This window comes from Streptomyces sp. NPDC056231, assembly GCF_048270745.1.
GTDB lineage: Bacteria > Actinomycetota > Actinomycetes > Streptomycetales > Streptomycetaceae > Streptomyces.
On sequence record NZ_JBLVKW010000011.1, the window covers coordinates 112521 to 126478 of the forward strand.

The window sequence follows — 13958 nt, forward strand, 5'->3', positions numbered from 1 at the left end:
ACTGCTCCCCACAGACGACGGCCGAGGCGAGCAGCGGCCGTCCCGGACTTCGAATGAGTGAGGGTTCATGGGCAACGCAGTCGGTACCCGTCCGATCCGCAGCGTGCGTACCCGGGCGGTGCTGGCCGCCGCCGTCGCGTTGGCCGCCGTCACCCCCTGGACGGCCTCCGGTGTGGCGCAGGCCGATTCCCCCGCGGCGGCCCCTTCGGTCACCTCCCCCGCCACGGCCCGGTGGACGACACAGACCGTCGCGCCGGGCGTCCAGGTGCGCACCGGCCTCCTCCGGCACCCGGACGCCGCGCCGACCTGGACCATCACCGTCCAGGCACCCGCCGTCAACCGGCTGACCGGCGCCGCGACCTGGGCCCCGGTGGGCGACCGGTCCTGGGCCGACACCACGGCGCGGCAGCTGCGCGCCGCTGGCTTCACGCCGGTCGAGGACCGTGTGCAGTGGGCGCCGTACGCGGACACTCCGCGCGGCACGATGGGCCGACGGGTGCGAGTGGGCTCGTACGCGACCCAGGCCGCGGCCACGAGCACGCGCTCGGAGCTCACCGCGGCTGGGTTCCAGACCACGGTGGACTGGACCGGCTACGACGCCGAGCAGCCGGCGGACCAGGAGAACGTCCACGTCGCGGTCATCGACCCGCACGGCTTCACCGGTACGGTCGAGGCCACCCACCACGGCAACGTGGCACAGCGGGAGAAGACGTCCTCGGTGGCCGCCGCTCTCGGCTCCGTGCTCGCCGTCAACGGCGGGTTCTTCATCACCTCTGACGCCGACGGGGTGCAGGGCACCTCGGCCGGTGTCGCCGCGTACGGCGGCGAGTTGCAGTCGATGGCGGCCGGCACCCGGGCCGCGCTGATCCTGAAGGACGGCGGCCGGCACGCCCGCATCGCCGACCTGGACACCACGGTCACCGCGCGGTCGGGCTCCGCCGCCCACGCGGTGGAGGGGATCAACCGGGTGCCGGGCAAGATCCGGAACTGTGGCCGCCCCGGGGCGGCACCCACCGAACTGCCCCGTCAGGACCTCACCTGCACGGTCACCGACGATCTGGTGAAGTTCACCGCGCAGTTCGGAGCCGGGCTGCCCACCGGCGGCGGCACCCAGGTGGTGCTGGACGCCTCCGACCGGGTCCTCTCGGTTGGCACCCGGGGCGGCGCGGTGCCGTCCGGCGGCTCGGTGCTCCAGGGCATCGGGGCGGCCGCCGACTGGCTGTCGGCCCACGCCGAGCCCGGCAAGAAGATCAAGGTGCAGGAGGTCATCCGGGACACCGACGGGCGCAAGGTCGAACTCGGTGCCGACGACACCATCGTCAGCGCCGCCCCGACCCTGGTGGAGGACGGGCGGATCCACGTCGACGCGGCCGGCGAGGGCACCCTGGACCCGCTGGACCTCTCCTTCGGCTACGCCTGGTCCAACGCGCGCCAGCCCCGCACTATGGCCGGCATCGACAAGCAGGGCCGGCTGATCCTGGCCACCGTGGACGGCCGGCAGCCCGCCGTCAGCGAGGGCTTCACACTGACCGAGGCCGCGGCGTTCATGCGCTCTCTCGGTGCGGTGCAGGCGCTCAACCTGGACGGCGGCGGCTCCTCCGCGATGGCGGTGGATGGAAAGCTCGTCAATGTCCCCTCGGACGCGACGGGCGAGCGCACGGTCGGCGACACCCTGCAGGTGCTGCCGCCCCACCGCCGCTGACCCGGGCGGTACCACGTTGCAGAGGCAGGCCCCTCCCCCGCAGGGAGGGGCCTGCCGTGTCCCGAGCGGTCCGCCTCGCCCGTCCCACGGCTCCACCCGGCGTCCGTAAGACGGCCCGTCGGGTGTTCCCCAGCTGACGGGCGGTGCCGGACGGTACGGCGGTCCCGTCGGGCGCGACCCCAGGGGGCCTGTCCGGTGACGCGGACGGCACCGGACAGGCCCGTCACCGCGAGCCGCCGCTCCCAGAAGCGCGGCGAGCAGGGAGGCGGGGCGTGAGGGCTGCGGCACGACGGTCTCGCGGCCGTCGGTGATGGCCAGCAGCCCGAGCACCAGGAACCGGGGGCGGCCGGGGGCCGGTGCGGCGGTGTGCCGTTCGGCGAGTGCGCCGTCGGGCGCCAGGGCACCGGTCTTCTCCACAGCCAGCCTCTCACATCGCAGGGTGGTTGCTGTAACAACGGGCTTGCACGGAAGGACGGTTGCTCGGGCCGGGGTGCCGGGCGCGAGCAACACAGTTGCCGATAGGAGAACTTGGAATCGATCGGGGCGTGCGTCCAGTGGTTGAAGTGGAACGTCAGGTAGGGCGCGAGGTGAGCAAGGCTTGCCGTGGCGTACGGCGTCAGCGAGCGGACCGGCGGGGCATACTTCCCGACGGGGGTGCCTCGGCGCTGCCCGAAACGCCGCACCTGAAGGAGGATCCATGCCGTGGTGGGCGCTCATCCCGGTCGTCTCGATGATCACCGGGCCCGCCGCTCTGTACATCATGACCCGTCGCAAGCGCCGGGTGGACGGCACCGACGAACGGTACGAGGAGCTCTCGCGCAAGTACACCGCGCTGCTTGAGGAGTCCACGTCCGGCGAACTGCCCGACGGCCGGGGGCGCTACGCGGAGAACCGCTGAGTCCGGGCACCGCACACAAGGAACGGGACACGCGCGCCGGCCGCCTCGCGCAGACTCCTTCTCATCGCTGGAGCGGGGCCGACCGGCTCAGTGTCCCCATGTCTCTCCCCGCCACCGCGGATGGCGCATCAGCATGGCTCATTCGGGGGTTCGTTGCCGGGTTCCGGCAATGTGCGCCAGGCGAGTGTGTCCGGCCGCGGGTAAGGCGGGTGGCCCGTCCGAGACGGCAGGGTTCAAAGCCTGACGGATGAGGAACGAGGCTGGGGGAACCACGATGCGCCGACTGCGTCGACTCCCCTCCGCACCGGAGCCGCTCCTGATGGCGCATCTGCGGACCACGGTGTGGGGACCCGCGGAGTTCGTCGGCCTGCCGCCGAGGTGGCTGGTCGTGGAGGGAGTGCTTGCCGGAACGCTCGGGGCCGGCGCGATCGTCGGCACCACGCTCGTCGGTGCCTGGACCGGGCAACCCTGGCTGGCCGACGGCAAGGCCGGTCTCGTCTGCGCGGTCCTGCTGGTCCTCTATCTCGTCCTGGTCGGGGCGGGACGGGCGCTGATCGGCATCGTGGCCCTGCTCGCCGTGTGCCTCGCGATCCATGCTCCCGAGGCGTCCGCGGGCATCGTGCTGGCGCACCGGGGAGTGGTACGGCCCTCGGTGGTCATGTCGGTCGAGGACGGCGGGGAGACGGCCGACGGGCACGGCCTCTACTTCTGCTCGGTATCGGACCGGCACGGCGTACCGGTCAAGGTCCGCATCCGGCGGGGCTGTCTGCGGACCACCCGTCCGGGAGACGCGCTCCTCCTCCTGTACGACCCGGAGGTGCGGGTGCCCCCGCGCAGCGCGGAGTCCGGCAGATCACTGACCGCGCCGCTTCGCGCTCTGGGTGCCTGGAGTGCCGCACTCGTCGGCGGATGTGTGATCGCGGTGGTGCGCTCCCTCCGTCTCTCGCACACCGCCGCTGCCCCGTCCACCACCTGGGTACGCGAGGCTTCCGGGCCGGACGAAGGACCGGCCCCTGCTGTCGCCCCTCAGCCATCACGGTGGCTGTCGGGGAGCCGGAGTTCGGGCTCGGGCCCGGGGTGACGGTGAGTGTCGCGACCGGGGGTCGTCCCGGGGGTGGTGCCGGACTCCCGCGATAGGTCGTCCGGCAGCCGCCTCACCGGGAAGGGCGCACCCGGGACTCCTGGTAGGGCCTGGTCAGATGGCACCCGAGAAGGTGTCGCACCGGGCCGAGGAGCCCGTGGTGTACCCGGTGGTGAACCAGTGCACCCGTTGCGGCGAGCTGCCGTGGGTCCACCCTTCCGGGTCGACACGGCCCTGGGCGCGTTCCTGGATGCGGTCGTCGCCGACGGCCGCCGCGGCGTCGAGGGCTTCGCGGATGTCGGCGTCGGTGAGGGGCTTCTCGTAGAAGCCGGTGATGACAGCGTTCTTCGCCCAGACCCCGGCATAGCAGTCGGCCTGCAGTTCCAGACGGACCGATGCGCTCTCGGCCCCCCCTGCGGTCCCGGCCGACACGGTTCATGGTGCCCAGCAGATTCTGCACATGGTGACCGTACTCATGGGCGATGACATAGGCCTGGGCGAACGGGCCGCCCTTGGCGCCGAACTTCTCCTCCAGCTCACTGAAGAACCCGAGGTCGAGATAGACACTGCGGTCGGCCGGGCAGTAGAACGGGCCCATGGCGGAGCTGCCTTGGCCGCATCCCGTGCTCCAGGTGCCGGAGACCAGGTTGGTTCGAGCCTTGGTGTACGACTGCTGGTGGTGCTCGGGGAAAGCGCCCTGCCAGTAGCTCTGGATCCTGTTGACCACGCCCACCACTCGGCACTTCTCCGACTGGTTGGCGTCACTGCCCTTCCGGCACTTCGCCTTCAGGTCCTCCCCCTGCTGTGGCGTGGCGGAGTGTGAGCCGGTGCCGCTGAGCAGACTTGCGGGATTGACGCCCAGGAGCAGCGCGACGATCAGGACGACGACGCCGATGGCGCCTCCGCCGATCGCGAACCCCCCTCCGGAAAAGCCACTGCCATGGTCTTCGACCTGGGAAGCATCAAGATCCACATCGTCGCGGAATTCCATCGGTCCTTCACGGGCAGTGGCTGCGCATCGCGGAGGGACGTGCCCTCTTCCACTCCTCAGAGATCGGCAGCGAACGCTGGGGACGCAACGGCGACGGTGCTCGGGCCGTCCGCGACCATATCGAGACCGCCCTCGACAACCTCGTCCTGCCCGAGGGCAGCAACCGTGTCGTCCTCGTCCTGGACAAGGAAGGCAGCCGCAGCATCTACCCGGCCCTCGACGACAATCCCTTCCGCACCGCGCCGCACCCCGGACGCGGCCTCGCCCACGACGGCATCGACGTCGCCACCGTACGCATCGCCTTCGGACACCATGCAGCGCGGCCGGCAACCGTCTACCGCGATGGTGTCGACAACCTCACCACCATGAACCCCACCTACCGGCGCACCCTCATCTTCGAGAAGCATCACCCCCACGAGACCGTGTGGATGCTCACGCAACAATCACGCCAGCAAGCCGGAAACTCGCCCATGCTGCGCGAGGGCAACAAACGAACCCGCGACGACTTCAGCACCCTCACCTACAACCCCATGAACAAGGACCTCCACGCCACCAGCCGCATCGAGCTCACCGTCCCCACGCCAGGCAGCTGGCGCCCCGGCGACCTCGTCGCGTTCATCGCCCGGCAATGCGACCACGCCGTCGCGTGGGATCACCGCACGCTACGTCCGGCCCCGCTCCACCTCGCCTACAAGACCGACCAGGACCATCCCAACTTCCGCAGCCACGATCCTGGTGCCGGCGAGGCCCAAGATGACGAAGACGACCTTTCATAGCCATGCACGGACAGGGCCAGCCGAGCTCACTCCCGCCGGACAAACTGCCGCAGGCAGACCTCCGCAGAAGTGGCTGCAACGGTGCACCACCAGCAGTCGGAAACCTGCTTGACGTTCCGCACTCGTAGATCACCGACACCGCTTACTGTCAGCGCCGGTCCAGCAGGAAGTCGAACACCGCCTGGCGGCCCCTGTCGTCGGCCGCCCTGCTCTGCACCGAGTGCGCCGCACCCGGCACCACCACGACCTGGGCCCGCGGCGTCAGCTCCTTCTGGTCGTAGAGCCATTCCAGCGGGGTCGACAGGTCCCGGTCACCGCCGAGCAGCAGGACCGGCACGCCCGGCAGCCTGCGGTGCTCCGGAGGCAGCGGCGGCACCGGCGTGCGCGGCCAGTGCAGACAGCTCAGCATCGAGCCGAGGCCGGTCGCCGTGGCGGCGTCGAAGGGGCCGTAGTCGGCCGGTGTCAGCTCCGCACCGGCCTTCTCCAGCGCCTCCCGGCGTCCGGCCGGCGGCGCGTCCGCCCTGCCCCAGGGGTAACGCCCGTCCAGGCACAGCGTGGAGGCGTGCAGCCCCTGGCTGAGCTCCTCGGCGCTCGCCGCGCTTCCCTCCCGCACACCCGCGATCAGGCCCCGCAGCAGCCCGGGGTCGCCGTTCGCCGCCTTGTGCAGCGCGTCGATCATCTCCGCGTAGTCGGGGTCCACGAACTCCCAGGTGGTCAGCGCGTCGATCACGTCGACGCCGTTGCCGTACCGGGCGACCACCTCGGCCAGGTCCGCCGCCGGGTCCGTGGTGCAGCCCGTCGCCCGGCAGGCAGCCGTCAGCACGCGCGGCGCGGCGCGCAGGGCGGCGCGGTCCATCGGGTCGTATCCGGTCTGCGGCACCACCGAGTCCAGGACCAGCCGGGCCACGTGCTGCGGGTGGGCCAGGGCATACCGTTCCGCGGTGTACGTGCCGTACGAGACGCCGTCGAGCGTCATCCTGCGCACGCCCAGGGCCCGGCGCAGCAGGTCCAGGTCCGCGACCGTGTCACCGGTGCCGTAGAAGCGGCGGTCGGGACCGATGGCCGCGGCGCAGTCCGTCACCGCCCGGGCCGTGGGCGGGGTCAGGTCGGACGAGCCCATCTCCTCCTGCAACTGCGGGCACCGCAAGGCGGCTTCGCCAGTGCCGCGCTGGTCGATCATGACGAGCCGGTAGTCCTTCAGGACCGGCGTCAGCCTCTGGCTCAGCCGCTCGACGAAGGGCACGCCCGGCTGCCCCGGACCGCCCGTGAGGAAGAGCAGGACGCCCTTCGGGGCCTTGGCGTTGTCCGCCATCGCGACCTTCAGGCCCAGCCGGCCCGGCACGCCGCCGCCGTGGTCGAGCGGGACGGTCAGCGTGGCGCAGGTGAAGCCCTTCAGGCCCGGGCAGGCCGCGGCGCCGGAGAGTCCCCCGCTCTCCCCGGCCGGCGCCGCGGCTGCCCGGTCCTGTGCCGCGGACGTGCACGTCCCCGACAGCATCAGCAGGCTGACGGCGGCCAGTAGGGCCGTCCCCAGCCTCGCGGGTCTCCCGCTCCCGCGCCCCCTCGGGACCTTCCGCATCCCCCGCCAACCCCGCATTCCCCGCACCCCCGTGTCGTCGGCCCGTGTCGTCGGCGTCCCCGGCGTCCCCCGTGTTTCCGGAATCCCCGTTTCCTCCGCATCCCGGTATCCGGCCTTCGGCGCCGCACCAGCCTGCGCCGAACAGGCCTGCCGGCGCGAGCTTCCGTGCGACGATTCGAGCACGTTCGAAGCAGAACAAGAGCAGAACGAGAGCAGAACCGAAGCGGAACGAGGCGGCGGCAGGGGGCGGGCCGTGATCGAACTCATCGTGGACGCCGGGGGGTTGGCCCGCACCCGGTTCGCCGTCTCGCCACTGCACGAGGTCGCGGCGACGCTGCTCCCGTGGGGCCTGCGCCCGACCACGGACACCGATCCGTGGGTCGCGCGCGCCCGGCGCGTGCTGCGCCGGGCACGGCTGCCCCTGCTGTCGGAACTGGCCCTGGACGGCGGCGGCTACGTGCCGGACTTCCTCAGCCCGCACCCCACCGGACCCTCGCCCACCGTCGAGGAGGAACTGGAACAGGTCCGGAACACGCCGCCCGACCGGGTCCTGTTCGAGCTGGAGGCGCTGCGCGACGGCCGCCCGCACAACGGCCTGGCCGGTGCGGAGGTGCCCCCGAAGGTGAGCCGGGCCATGGACCGCGGCGGCGGGTACGTCGCCCGGCAGGTCGCGGAGGAACTGGGGCGCTACTGGGACCTGGCCTTCGCCCCGTACTGGGAGGCCGCAGGGGCGGTCCTCGAAGCGGAGGTCGACCGCTGCGCCGGTGTGCTGGCCCGGCACGGCGCGGCCGCGCTCTTCAACTCCCTGCATCCCGGCATCGCGTGGTCCGAGGGCACGCTGCGCGTCGACAGCCGGTTCACCGTGGAACTGGCCGTGCCGCTGCTCATCGTGGTGCCGTCACTGGTGGTGCCGCAGCCGGCCGTGGCCGTGGACCCGGTGCGCGGTGGACGCAGGCCGCCCATGGTCGCCTGTCCCGTGCGCCACCGGGCCGCCGTTCCGCGGCCTCCGTCCGAAGAGTTGGCCAGACTGCTCGGTCCCACCCGCGCCGGACTGCTCACCGCGCTGGCGCGCCCGGCCTCCACCACCGAGCTGGCACGACATCACTTCCTCAGTCCCGCCACGGTCTCGTACCACCTGGGCGTACTGCACAAATCGGGTCTCGTCACTCGCGCCCGCTCCGGTCGCGCGGTGCTCTACCAGCGCACCCCGGCGGGTTCCCGGCTGGCGGGCACCCGATAGGCCCGGGCGCCGGCCGTCATGCGGGCACCGTGCGCCCTCGACTCCGGAAGTGGCTTGTTCCGCTCGGTCCGACGGCGCCGGCGCGAGTGCCGAAACCACGGGCGGCCCCGTGCCACGTCCGGGTGCCGCCTGCCGTACCTGCCGTTGTCACCAGCCGTTCCCGCCGTGTTGGCGGCAGGGGCCCAGCATGGGCGCTGCTCGAACACGCTTTTTACGTACAGACGGCAGGAGTTCGGACATGGGCCACGGCCACAGTCACGCCCACGGGCACCACCACCACGACCACGGGCACGGCACGGGCGGCGGGTCCCTGCCGCCGGCGCTCGACCTGGAGGTCCCCGACACCGAGTTGACGCCCGATCAGCTTTCCCGCCGGTCCATGCTGCGCCGCACCGGCCTGCTCGGTGCCGGACTGGCGGCAGGCAGCGTGCTCGCCGGCGCCGGACAGGCGGCCGCGTCCCAGGGCCAGGACCAGGGTCAGAACCAGAGCCAGCAGTCCGCGGAGTCCTCCCGCTCCGGGGGATACCTGTGGCTGGCCGGCGACCACCACATCCACACCCAGTACAGCTCCGACGGCAAGTACCGGGTCGTCGACCACGTGCGCCAGGCCAACGCGCACGGCCTGGACTGGATGGTCATCACCGACCACGGCAGCGAGCAGCACGCCAAGATCGGTGTGGAGAAGGTCAACCCGGACATCGTCGCCGCCCGCGGGCAGATCTCCGACACGCTGGTCTTCCAGGGCCTGGAGTGGAACATCCCGGCCGCCGAGCACGGCACCGTCTTCGTCCACCCCGGCTCGAACGAGGTCGCCGTGCTGAAGGAGTTCGAGAACTCCTTCGACGGGGCCGTGAAGAAGGCCACCGCCAACACCCCCGCCAACGAGGCGCTCGCCATCGCGGGTGTCAACTTCCTCGCCGAGCAGGTCCAGCGCCGCAAGGTCAAGGACGCCCTGTTCCTGGCCAACCACCCCGCCCGCAAGGGCATCGACTCCCCGCATGAGATCCGTGCCTGGCGCGACGCGCAGCCGACGATCGCCGTCGGCATGGAGGGCGCCCCGGGCCACCAGGCCGCCGGCCTGCGCGCGCCGGGCGGCCCCGGCTCGGGCCGGGGTTACTACGACGGCAGCCCCGGCGCCGACTCCTTCTCCGGCTACCCGCTGGAGAGCTACCGCACCTGGGGCGGCTTCGACTGGATGACCGCGACCGTGGGCGGTCTCTGGGACAGCCTGCTGGCCGAGGGCAAGCCCTGGTGGATCACCGCCAACTCCGACTCCCACAGCGTCTACGCCGACTCCTCCGTCCGCGGGCCGGGCAGCGACTTCAACGCCAACGGCCACTACGAGGACCCCGTCCACGGCGGCGCGCTGAACCTGGGCGACGGCGACTTCTGGCCCGGCCAGTACTCCCGCACCCACGTCGGTGCCGCCTCCTTCTCCTACCAGGCGGTCATGGAAGGCATCCGCGCCGGCCGCGTCTGGGTCGACCACGGCGGGCTGATCAGCGGCCTCAACGCCCAGCTGCGCTCCGGCGGCAAGGCCGTCACCCTCGGCGACGTGCTGCACGTGCGCCGCGGCAGCCAGGTCGACCTGGTCGTCGAGATCAGCCTCGCCAACGGCCCGAACTGGGCGCAGTTCGTGCCGAAGCTGGCCCGGGTCGACGTGATCCAGGGCGACGTCACCGGCCGGGTCTACGACAAGGATGCCTTCATCACCCCGGACACCAAGGTCGTGAAGTCCTTCGAGGTGGACAAGTCCACCGGCTCGGTGCGTCTGACGTACTCCCTCGGCCGCGTGGACAAGCCGGTGTACGTGCGGCTGCGCGGCACGGACGGCAACCGCACGGCGGTCGGTCTGCGCGGTGCCTCCGTGGACCCGGCCGGACCGGCGATGGACGTGGTCGGCGACGCCGACCCGTGGAAGGACCTGTGGTTCTACTCCAACCCGATGTGGGTCCTGCCCGCATGACCGGTACGCCCGGCGGACCCGGCGTCCCCACCGTGATCGGTGTGGACGCCGGGTCGGCGGACCTGCGCGGCGCCGACCACCTCGCCCAGGAGCTGGTGGCGCGGCTCGGCCTGCCGGACGCCACCGTCGCCTGCACGCACCCGGTCCGCAGCGGCGAGAGGCCGCACATCGCCGTCTCCCTGGCGCTGCCGGACGCGGACACCGCGGCCTCGGTGTGGCACCGGCTCGTCGCCCTCCTCGCGGTCCTCGCGGACGAGGACCGGCCGCCGTCCGGCGCGGCCTTCGGCGCGCTGCGGCACGGCCCGGCGCCGTACGCGGACGGCGCCGCCCTGGCCGCGGCCGAGCAGCAGACCCGCGAGCAGGGACGTGCCGTCGTCTACCCCGGTGTCCAGCGTCTCGTCGGCACGGTCCCGCTGAGCTTCCTCCTCCAGCACACCGCGATCGACCGGGTCACCGTCATCGGGGCGCCGTCCGGCCCCGGCAGCGGCCCGGGACCGGACACCTCGGTGACGACCCGCGATCACGTGCGCCCTCTGTGGCAGGACGGACAGCTCGTGCTGCCGCTCGTGCCCGCCGCGGGCGGCGTCCTCGCCCCCTTCGAGGTGCCCGACCCCACGCCCTGCTGCGCCGATCACGGCTGACGCCCGCCCCGGCCGGCGGCATGCCCCGGAAGAAGTCCTTCCGCCTCGCGGTCCCAGCAGGTCACAACGGGTTCGCGGGGCAGTAGGGTCCGATCCATCGAGCCCCGTGTCGTGGTCGAAGGAGGGGCAACCGTGGATCTCGAGGCGCTTCGTTCTTTCCTGGCCGTGGCCAAGCACCGCAGTATCTCCAAGGCAGCCGCCGGCTCGTACGTCACGCAGCCGACGATGAGCCAGCGGCTGCGGCGGCTGGAGGAGAGTCTCGGGTTCGCGCTGTAGGAGCGGGGGTGGAAGGGCGCGGTGCTGACCCCGCAGGGCGCGTACTTCCTGCCGTACGCCGCCCACCTCATCCGGGATCTGTCCAACGCCTCCGCGGTCCTGGGCAAAAAGGACCCGTCCCGGCCGCGGAGCTTCGCCGAGGTGGCCGGCCATCCGCACAAGGTCGTCTTCGGCGTGGACAACTGGCTGTCGGAGCGGTCCGTGCGGGCCGTGGTGAGCAGCGCGCTGGACGTGTACGGGGCGGACGAGTTCAGGGTGACCAGCCGGCCGGCCACGACGGTGATCGACCTGCTGGAACTCAACCAGCTGGACGCCGGGCTGTTCTACTCCACGGAAGCGGACCACCCGTTCCACACCGACGTCGTCGGCATCGAGGACATGGCGCTCGTCCATCCGCCGGGGACGGTTCTGGAGGAGGTCAGCGCCCCGGCCCTGAAGGAGCTGCTGTCCCGCTACCGGTTCGTGCTGTTCGACAATCCGGTGCTGACGCACCATGCGAGGATCACGACCACGCTGATCAAGACGTACGAGATCTCCCGCTTCCACGTGGTGGACGACTACCGGACCAGGCACGCGCTGATCCGGCTGGGGGAGTGCATCACCGTGGTTCCGGCCGGTGTCGTCCTCGGCGACCGGGGGCAGCGGGCGACGGACCTGCCCTCGGCCCGGCTGCCCGGACTGCTTCCGCAGATCAACGTCACGGTGGGGGTCAGCGACGCGGGCCGGGACCACGGGGTGACCGAGGCGTTCGCGGCGTCCGTCGCGCGGTTCCTCGACGAGGACCCGCCCGGCGCCCCGGACGGCGGTCTGCCCGGGACGGAGGACCCGCGCCGACGCGCGGGTCCTCCGCTTTTCGGGCAGGTCTTCAGCGCGTGGCGGGACCGGGTTCCGGCCGGACGCCCGCGGCCGTCGTGACGGCGGCGTCCTCGTCGCCGGTACGGCCGGTCTTCTTCGGCGCCGTCTCCTGGAGGAAGGACGCGGCCACCACGCACAGCAACAGTCCGCCGAGTGCCAGGTGGAGGACGGTGTGGATGCCGTGGTGCTGGGCCAGGTATCCGGCGACGGACGGGGCCACGCCGCCGCTGAAGATCTCCGCAACACCCATCACGGTGCCCGCCGCGGCGGCCATCAGGCCGGCGGGGACGGACTCCACGGTCACGGTTCCGGCGAGCAGGGCCAGACAGCCGTTGGCGCCGAAGGCGACGAAGAACAGCAGCAGGAACAGCAGCGGCACCACCGGTCCCTGCAGGATGAAGCCGACCAGCATGCACATCGCCATCAGCAGCGCGACGACGACCACGGGCTTGCGGCCGAACCTGTCGGACAGCCCCGGAATGACCAACTGGCCCACGAAGGCGCCGAACCCGATACCGGAGGCGATGACACCCATCTGGCTGGTCCCGATGTCCTGGTGGTCGACCAGGTAGCTCGGCACCATCGCGCTCAGCACGAAGATGCACGTCATCGCGCCGCACAGGGCGAGGATGGCCAGCCGGATGTTCCGGTAGCGGAAGACGTCCAGCCAGCGGGTCTTGTCCTCGGCGGTGGGAGCGACGGCGGATTCGAAGGCCGGCAGCTGGTGGGGCTCGCGAATGGTCCGGAAGACGAACCAGGCCAGGACCAGGCCGGGGATCAGCATGAGACCGAAGACCCAGTGCCCGCTCGGCAGGACCCGCAGCAGCTGGGTGGCGATGATCGGGCCGAGGCCGATGCCGAACAGGGCGAAGGTGCTCTGCTGCATGCCCATGTTCAGTCCGCGGCGCCCCGGCCGGGACGCCTCCGCCGTGGCGGCCACCGCGGTCGGGGTGAAGGCGCCTTCGGTGACGCCCATGATGATCCGCACCATCAGGAGGCTGACGAGCCCGCCGACGAGCCCCGTCAGCAGTGAGCAGACCGAGAAGAACACGATCGAGCCGACCAGGATCCTGCGCCGGCCCAGCCGGCCGGAGAGGCCGCCTATGAGAAGGGAGGAACATCCCCAGGCCAGACCGAGAACTCCGACGATGTTCCCAAGGTCCTGGTAGTCGAGCCCGAGTTCCTTCATCATCAAGGGGAACAGCGGGCTGATGATCCAGCGGTCGAAACCGACGAGGCCGAATCCGAGGGAGAGCAGCACGACCGCCGAGCGTTCGTAGCGGACGTCGTATTCTCTTGGTCTCATGCCACTCTCCCCTCGCGGTTCGCGCGGATTTCCGCGACCAGTTCCCCGGTGGCGAGCACCCGACCGAAGAATGTGCCGATGGTCTTCTCCGTGGCCGCCTGGGCCTCCTCGCTGAGCGCCCCGGTGGCGTCGCCGACGAAAGCCACCTTGAAGTCCCGCATGTACGCCCCCCGCGTGGTGGAGTCGCAGCAGACCTCGGTGAGGGTGCCGATGATGATCACGGTGTCCACCTCACGCAGGCCGGAGATGCTGGTCAGCACGTTCTCCAGTCGCGTGTTGTGGAACGCGTCGTAGCGGTGCTTGACGACGACGACGTCGTTAGCGTCACGAGCCCCTCAACGCCCGGCCACACTCACGTAGTCAACAGTGCGCCTGGCCAGCACAACCGAGCACCTGATGCCCCATCGGAACGAGCGTCAAATGAGCGTCACGAGCGTCATTTCAGCGTCAAGATATCGCCCGTAACGCTCACAGCGCGCATAATGCGCACGGACAAAAACCCAGGTCAGGAGCCCTGAGCGGCCGGTTCAAGGATCGCGACGCACTCCACATGGTGCGTCATCGAGAACAGGTGGACGACGCGGAAGGGAGTCTGCCCTGCGCCCGAGGTGGAGCGAAGCTCAGTAACCTGCTGACCGACGGGCGACTAT

Annotated in this window: 11 protein-coding genes and 2 pseudogenes; 9 read left to right on the forward strand and 4 right to left on the reverse strand. The window is 71.4% G+C overall.

Annotated features, from left to right (window positions below; genetic code table 11):
- Positions 1-67 precede the first annotated feature (67 nt).
- The 3 genes from ACNPQM_RS12335 to ACNPQM_RS12345 all read left to right on the forward strand — a co-directional run bounded on the left by ACNPQM_RS12335 (position 68) and on the right by ACNPQM_RS12345 (position 3681).
- On the forward strand, positions 68-1702 hold the full coding sequence (locus ACNPQM_RS12335) for a phosphodiester glycosidase family protein (protein ID WP_418084007.1): 1635 nt from the start codon (positions 68-70) through the stop codon (positions 1700-1702).
- Between the two features lie 697 nt (positions 1703-2399).
- The gene (locus ACNPQM_RS12340; RefSeq protein ID WP_418084008.1) at positions 2400-2600 is read left to right on the forward strand and encodes a hypothetical protein; all 201 of its coding nucleotides are present in this window, start codon (positions 2400-2402) and stop codon (positions 2598-2600) included.
- A gap of 274 nt (positions 2601-2874) precedes the next feature.
- Positions 2875-3681 (forward strand): hypothetical protein, encoded by an 807-nt coding sequence (locus tag ACNPQM_RS12345; protein ID WP_418084009.1) that lies wholly within the window; start codon positions 2875-2877, stop codon positions 3679-3681.
- Between the two features lie 114 nt (positions 3682-3795).
- Here the strand turns inward: ACNPQM_RS12345 and ACNPQM_RS12350 are convergent.
- Positions 3796-4672: pseudogene (locus tag ACNPQM_RS12350) on the reverse strand (neutral zinc metallopeptidase).
- A 26-nt stretch (positions 4673-4698) separates the two neighbouring features.
- Here ACNPQM_RS12350 and ACNPQM_RS12355 point away from each other — a divergent pair.
- Positions 4699-5448 (forward strand): RNaseH domain-containing protein, encoded by a 750-nt coding sequence (locus tag ACNPQM_RS12355; RefSeq protein WP_418084046.1) that lies wholly within the window; start codon positions 4699-4701, stop codon positions 5446-5448.
- A gap of 148 nt (positions 5449-5596) precedes the next feature.
- On the opposite strand, the gene ACNPQM_RS12360 is transcribed toward ACNPQM_RS12355, so the two are convergent.
- Complete coding sequence (locus ACNPQM_RS12360) at positions 5597-6943, reverse strand: alpha/beta fold hydrolase (protein WP_418084010.1); 1347 nt, start codon at positions 6941-6943, stop codon at positions 5597-5599.
- Positions 6944-7277: 334 nt separating this feature from the next.
- Here ACNPQM_RS12360 and ACNPQM_RS12365 point away from each other — a divergent pair, with 334 nt between their 5' ends.
- The 5 genes from ACNPQM_RS12365 (at position 7278) to ACNPQM_RS12385 (ending at position 12062) form a co-directional block, all read left to right on the forward strand.
- Positions 7278-8264, forward strand: a complete 987-nt coding sequence (locus tag ACNPQM_RS12365; protein WP_418084011.1) for an ArsR/SmtB family transcription factor — start codon at positions 7278-7280, stop codon at positions 8262-8264.
- Positions 8265-8502: 238 nt separating this feature from the next.
- Complete coding sequence (locus ACNPQM_RS12370; protein WP_418084012.1) at positions 8503-10230, forward strand: PHP domain-containing protein; 1728 nt, start codon at positions 8503-8505, stop codon at positions 10228-10230.
- Positions 10227-10871, forward strand: a complete 645-nt coding sequence (locus ACNPQM_RS12375) for a hypothetical protein (protein ID WP_418084013.1) — start codon at positions 10227-10229, stop codon at positions 10869-10871. Before ACNPQM_RS12370 ends, ACNPQM_RS12375 begins: the two co-directional genes overlap by 4 nt.
- Positions 10872-11003: 132 nt before the next feature.
- On the forward strand, positions 11004-11147 hold the full coding sequence (locus tag ACNPQM_RS12380; RefSeq protein ID WP_418084014.1) for a LysR family transcriptional regulator: 144 nt from the start codon (positions 11004-11006) through the stop codon (positions 11145-11147).
- Positions 11148-11168: 21 nt separating this feature from the next.
- Positions 11169-12062: a LysR substrate-binding domain-containing protein gene (locus tag ACNPQM_RS12385; protein ID WP_418084015.1), complete on the forward strand. Its 894-nt coding sequence runs from the start codon at positions 11169-11171 to the stop codon at positions 12060-12062.
- Here the strand turns inward: ACNPQM_RS12385 and ACNPQM_RS12390 are convergent.
- The gene (locus tag ACNPQM_RS12390; RefSeq protein ID WP_418084016.1) at positions 12013-13308 is read right to left on the reverse strand and encodes an MFS transporter; all 1296 of its coding nucleotides are present in this window, start codon (positions 13306-13308) and stop codon (positions 12013-12015) included. The genes ACNPQM_RS12385 and ACNPQM_RS12390 overlap by 50 nt on opposite strands.
- Positions 13305-13622: pseudogene (locus ACNPQM_RS12395) on the reverse strand (isochorismatase family protein); the annotation flags it as partial. The pseudogene ACNPQM_RS12395 and the gene ACNPQM_RS12390, both read right to left, overlap by 4 nt.
- Positions 13623-13958 lie beyond the last annotated feature (336 nt).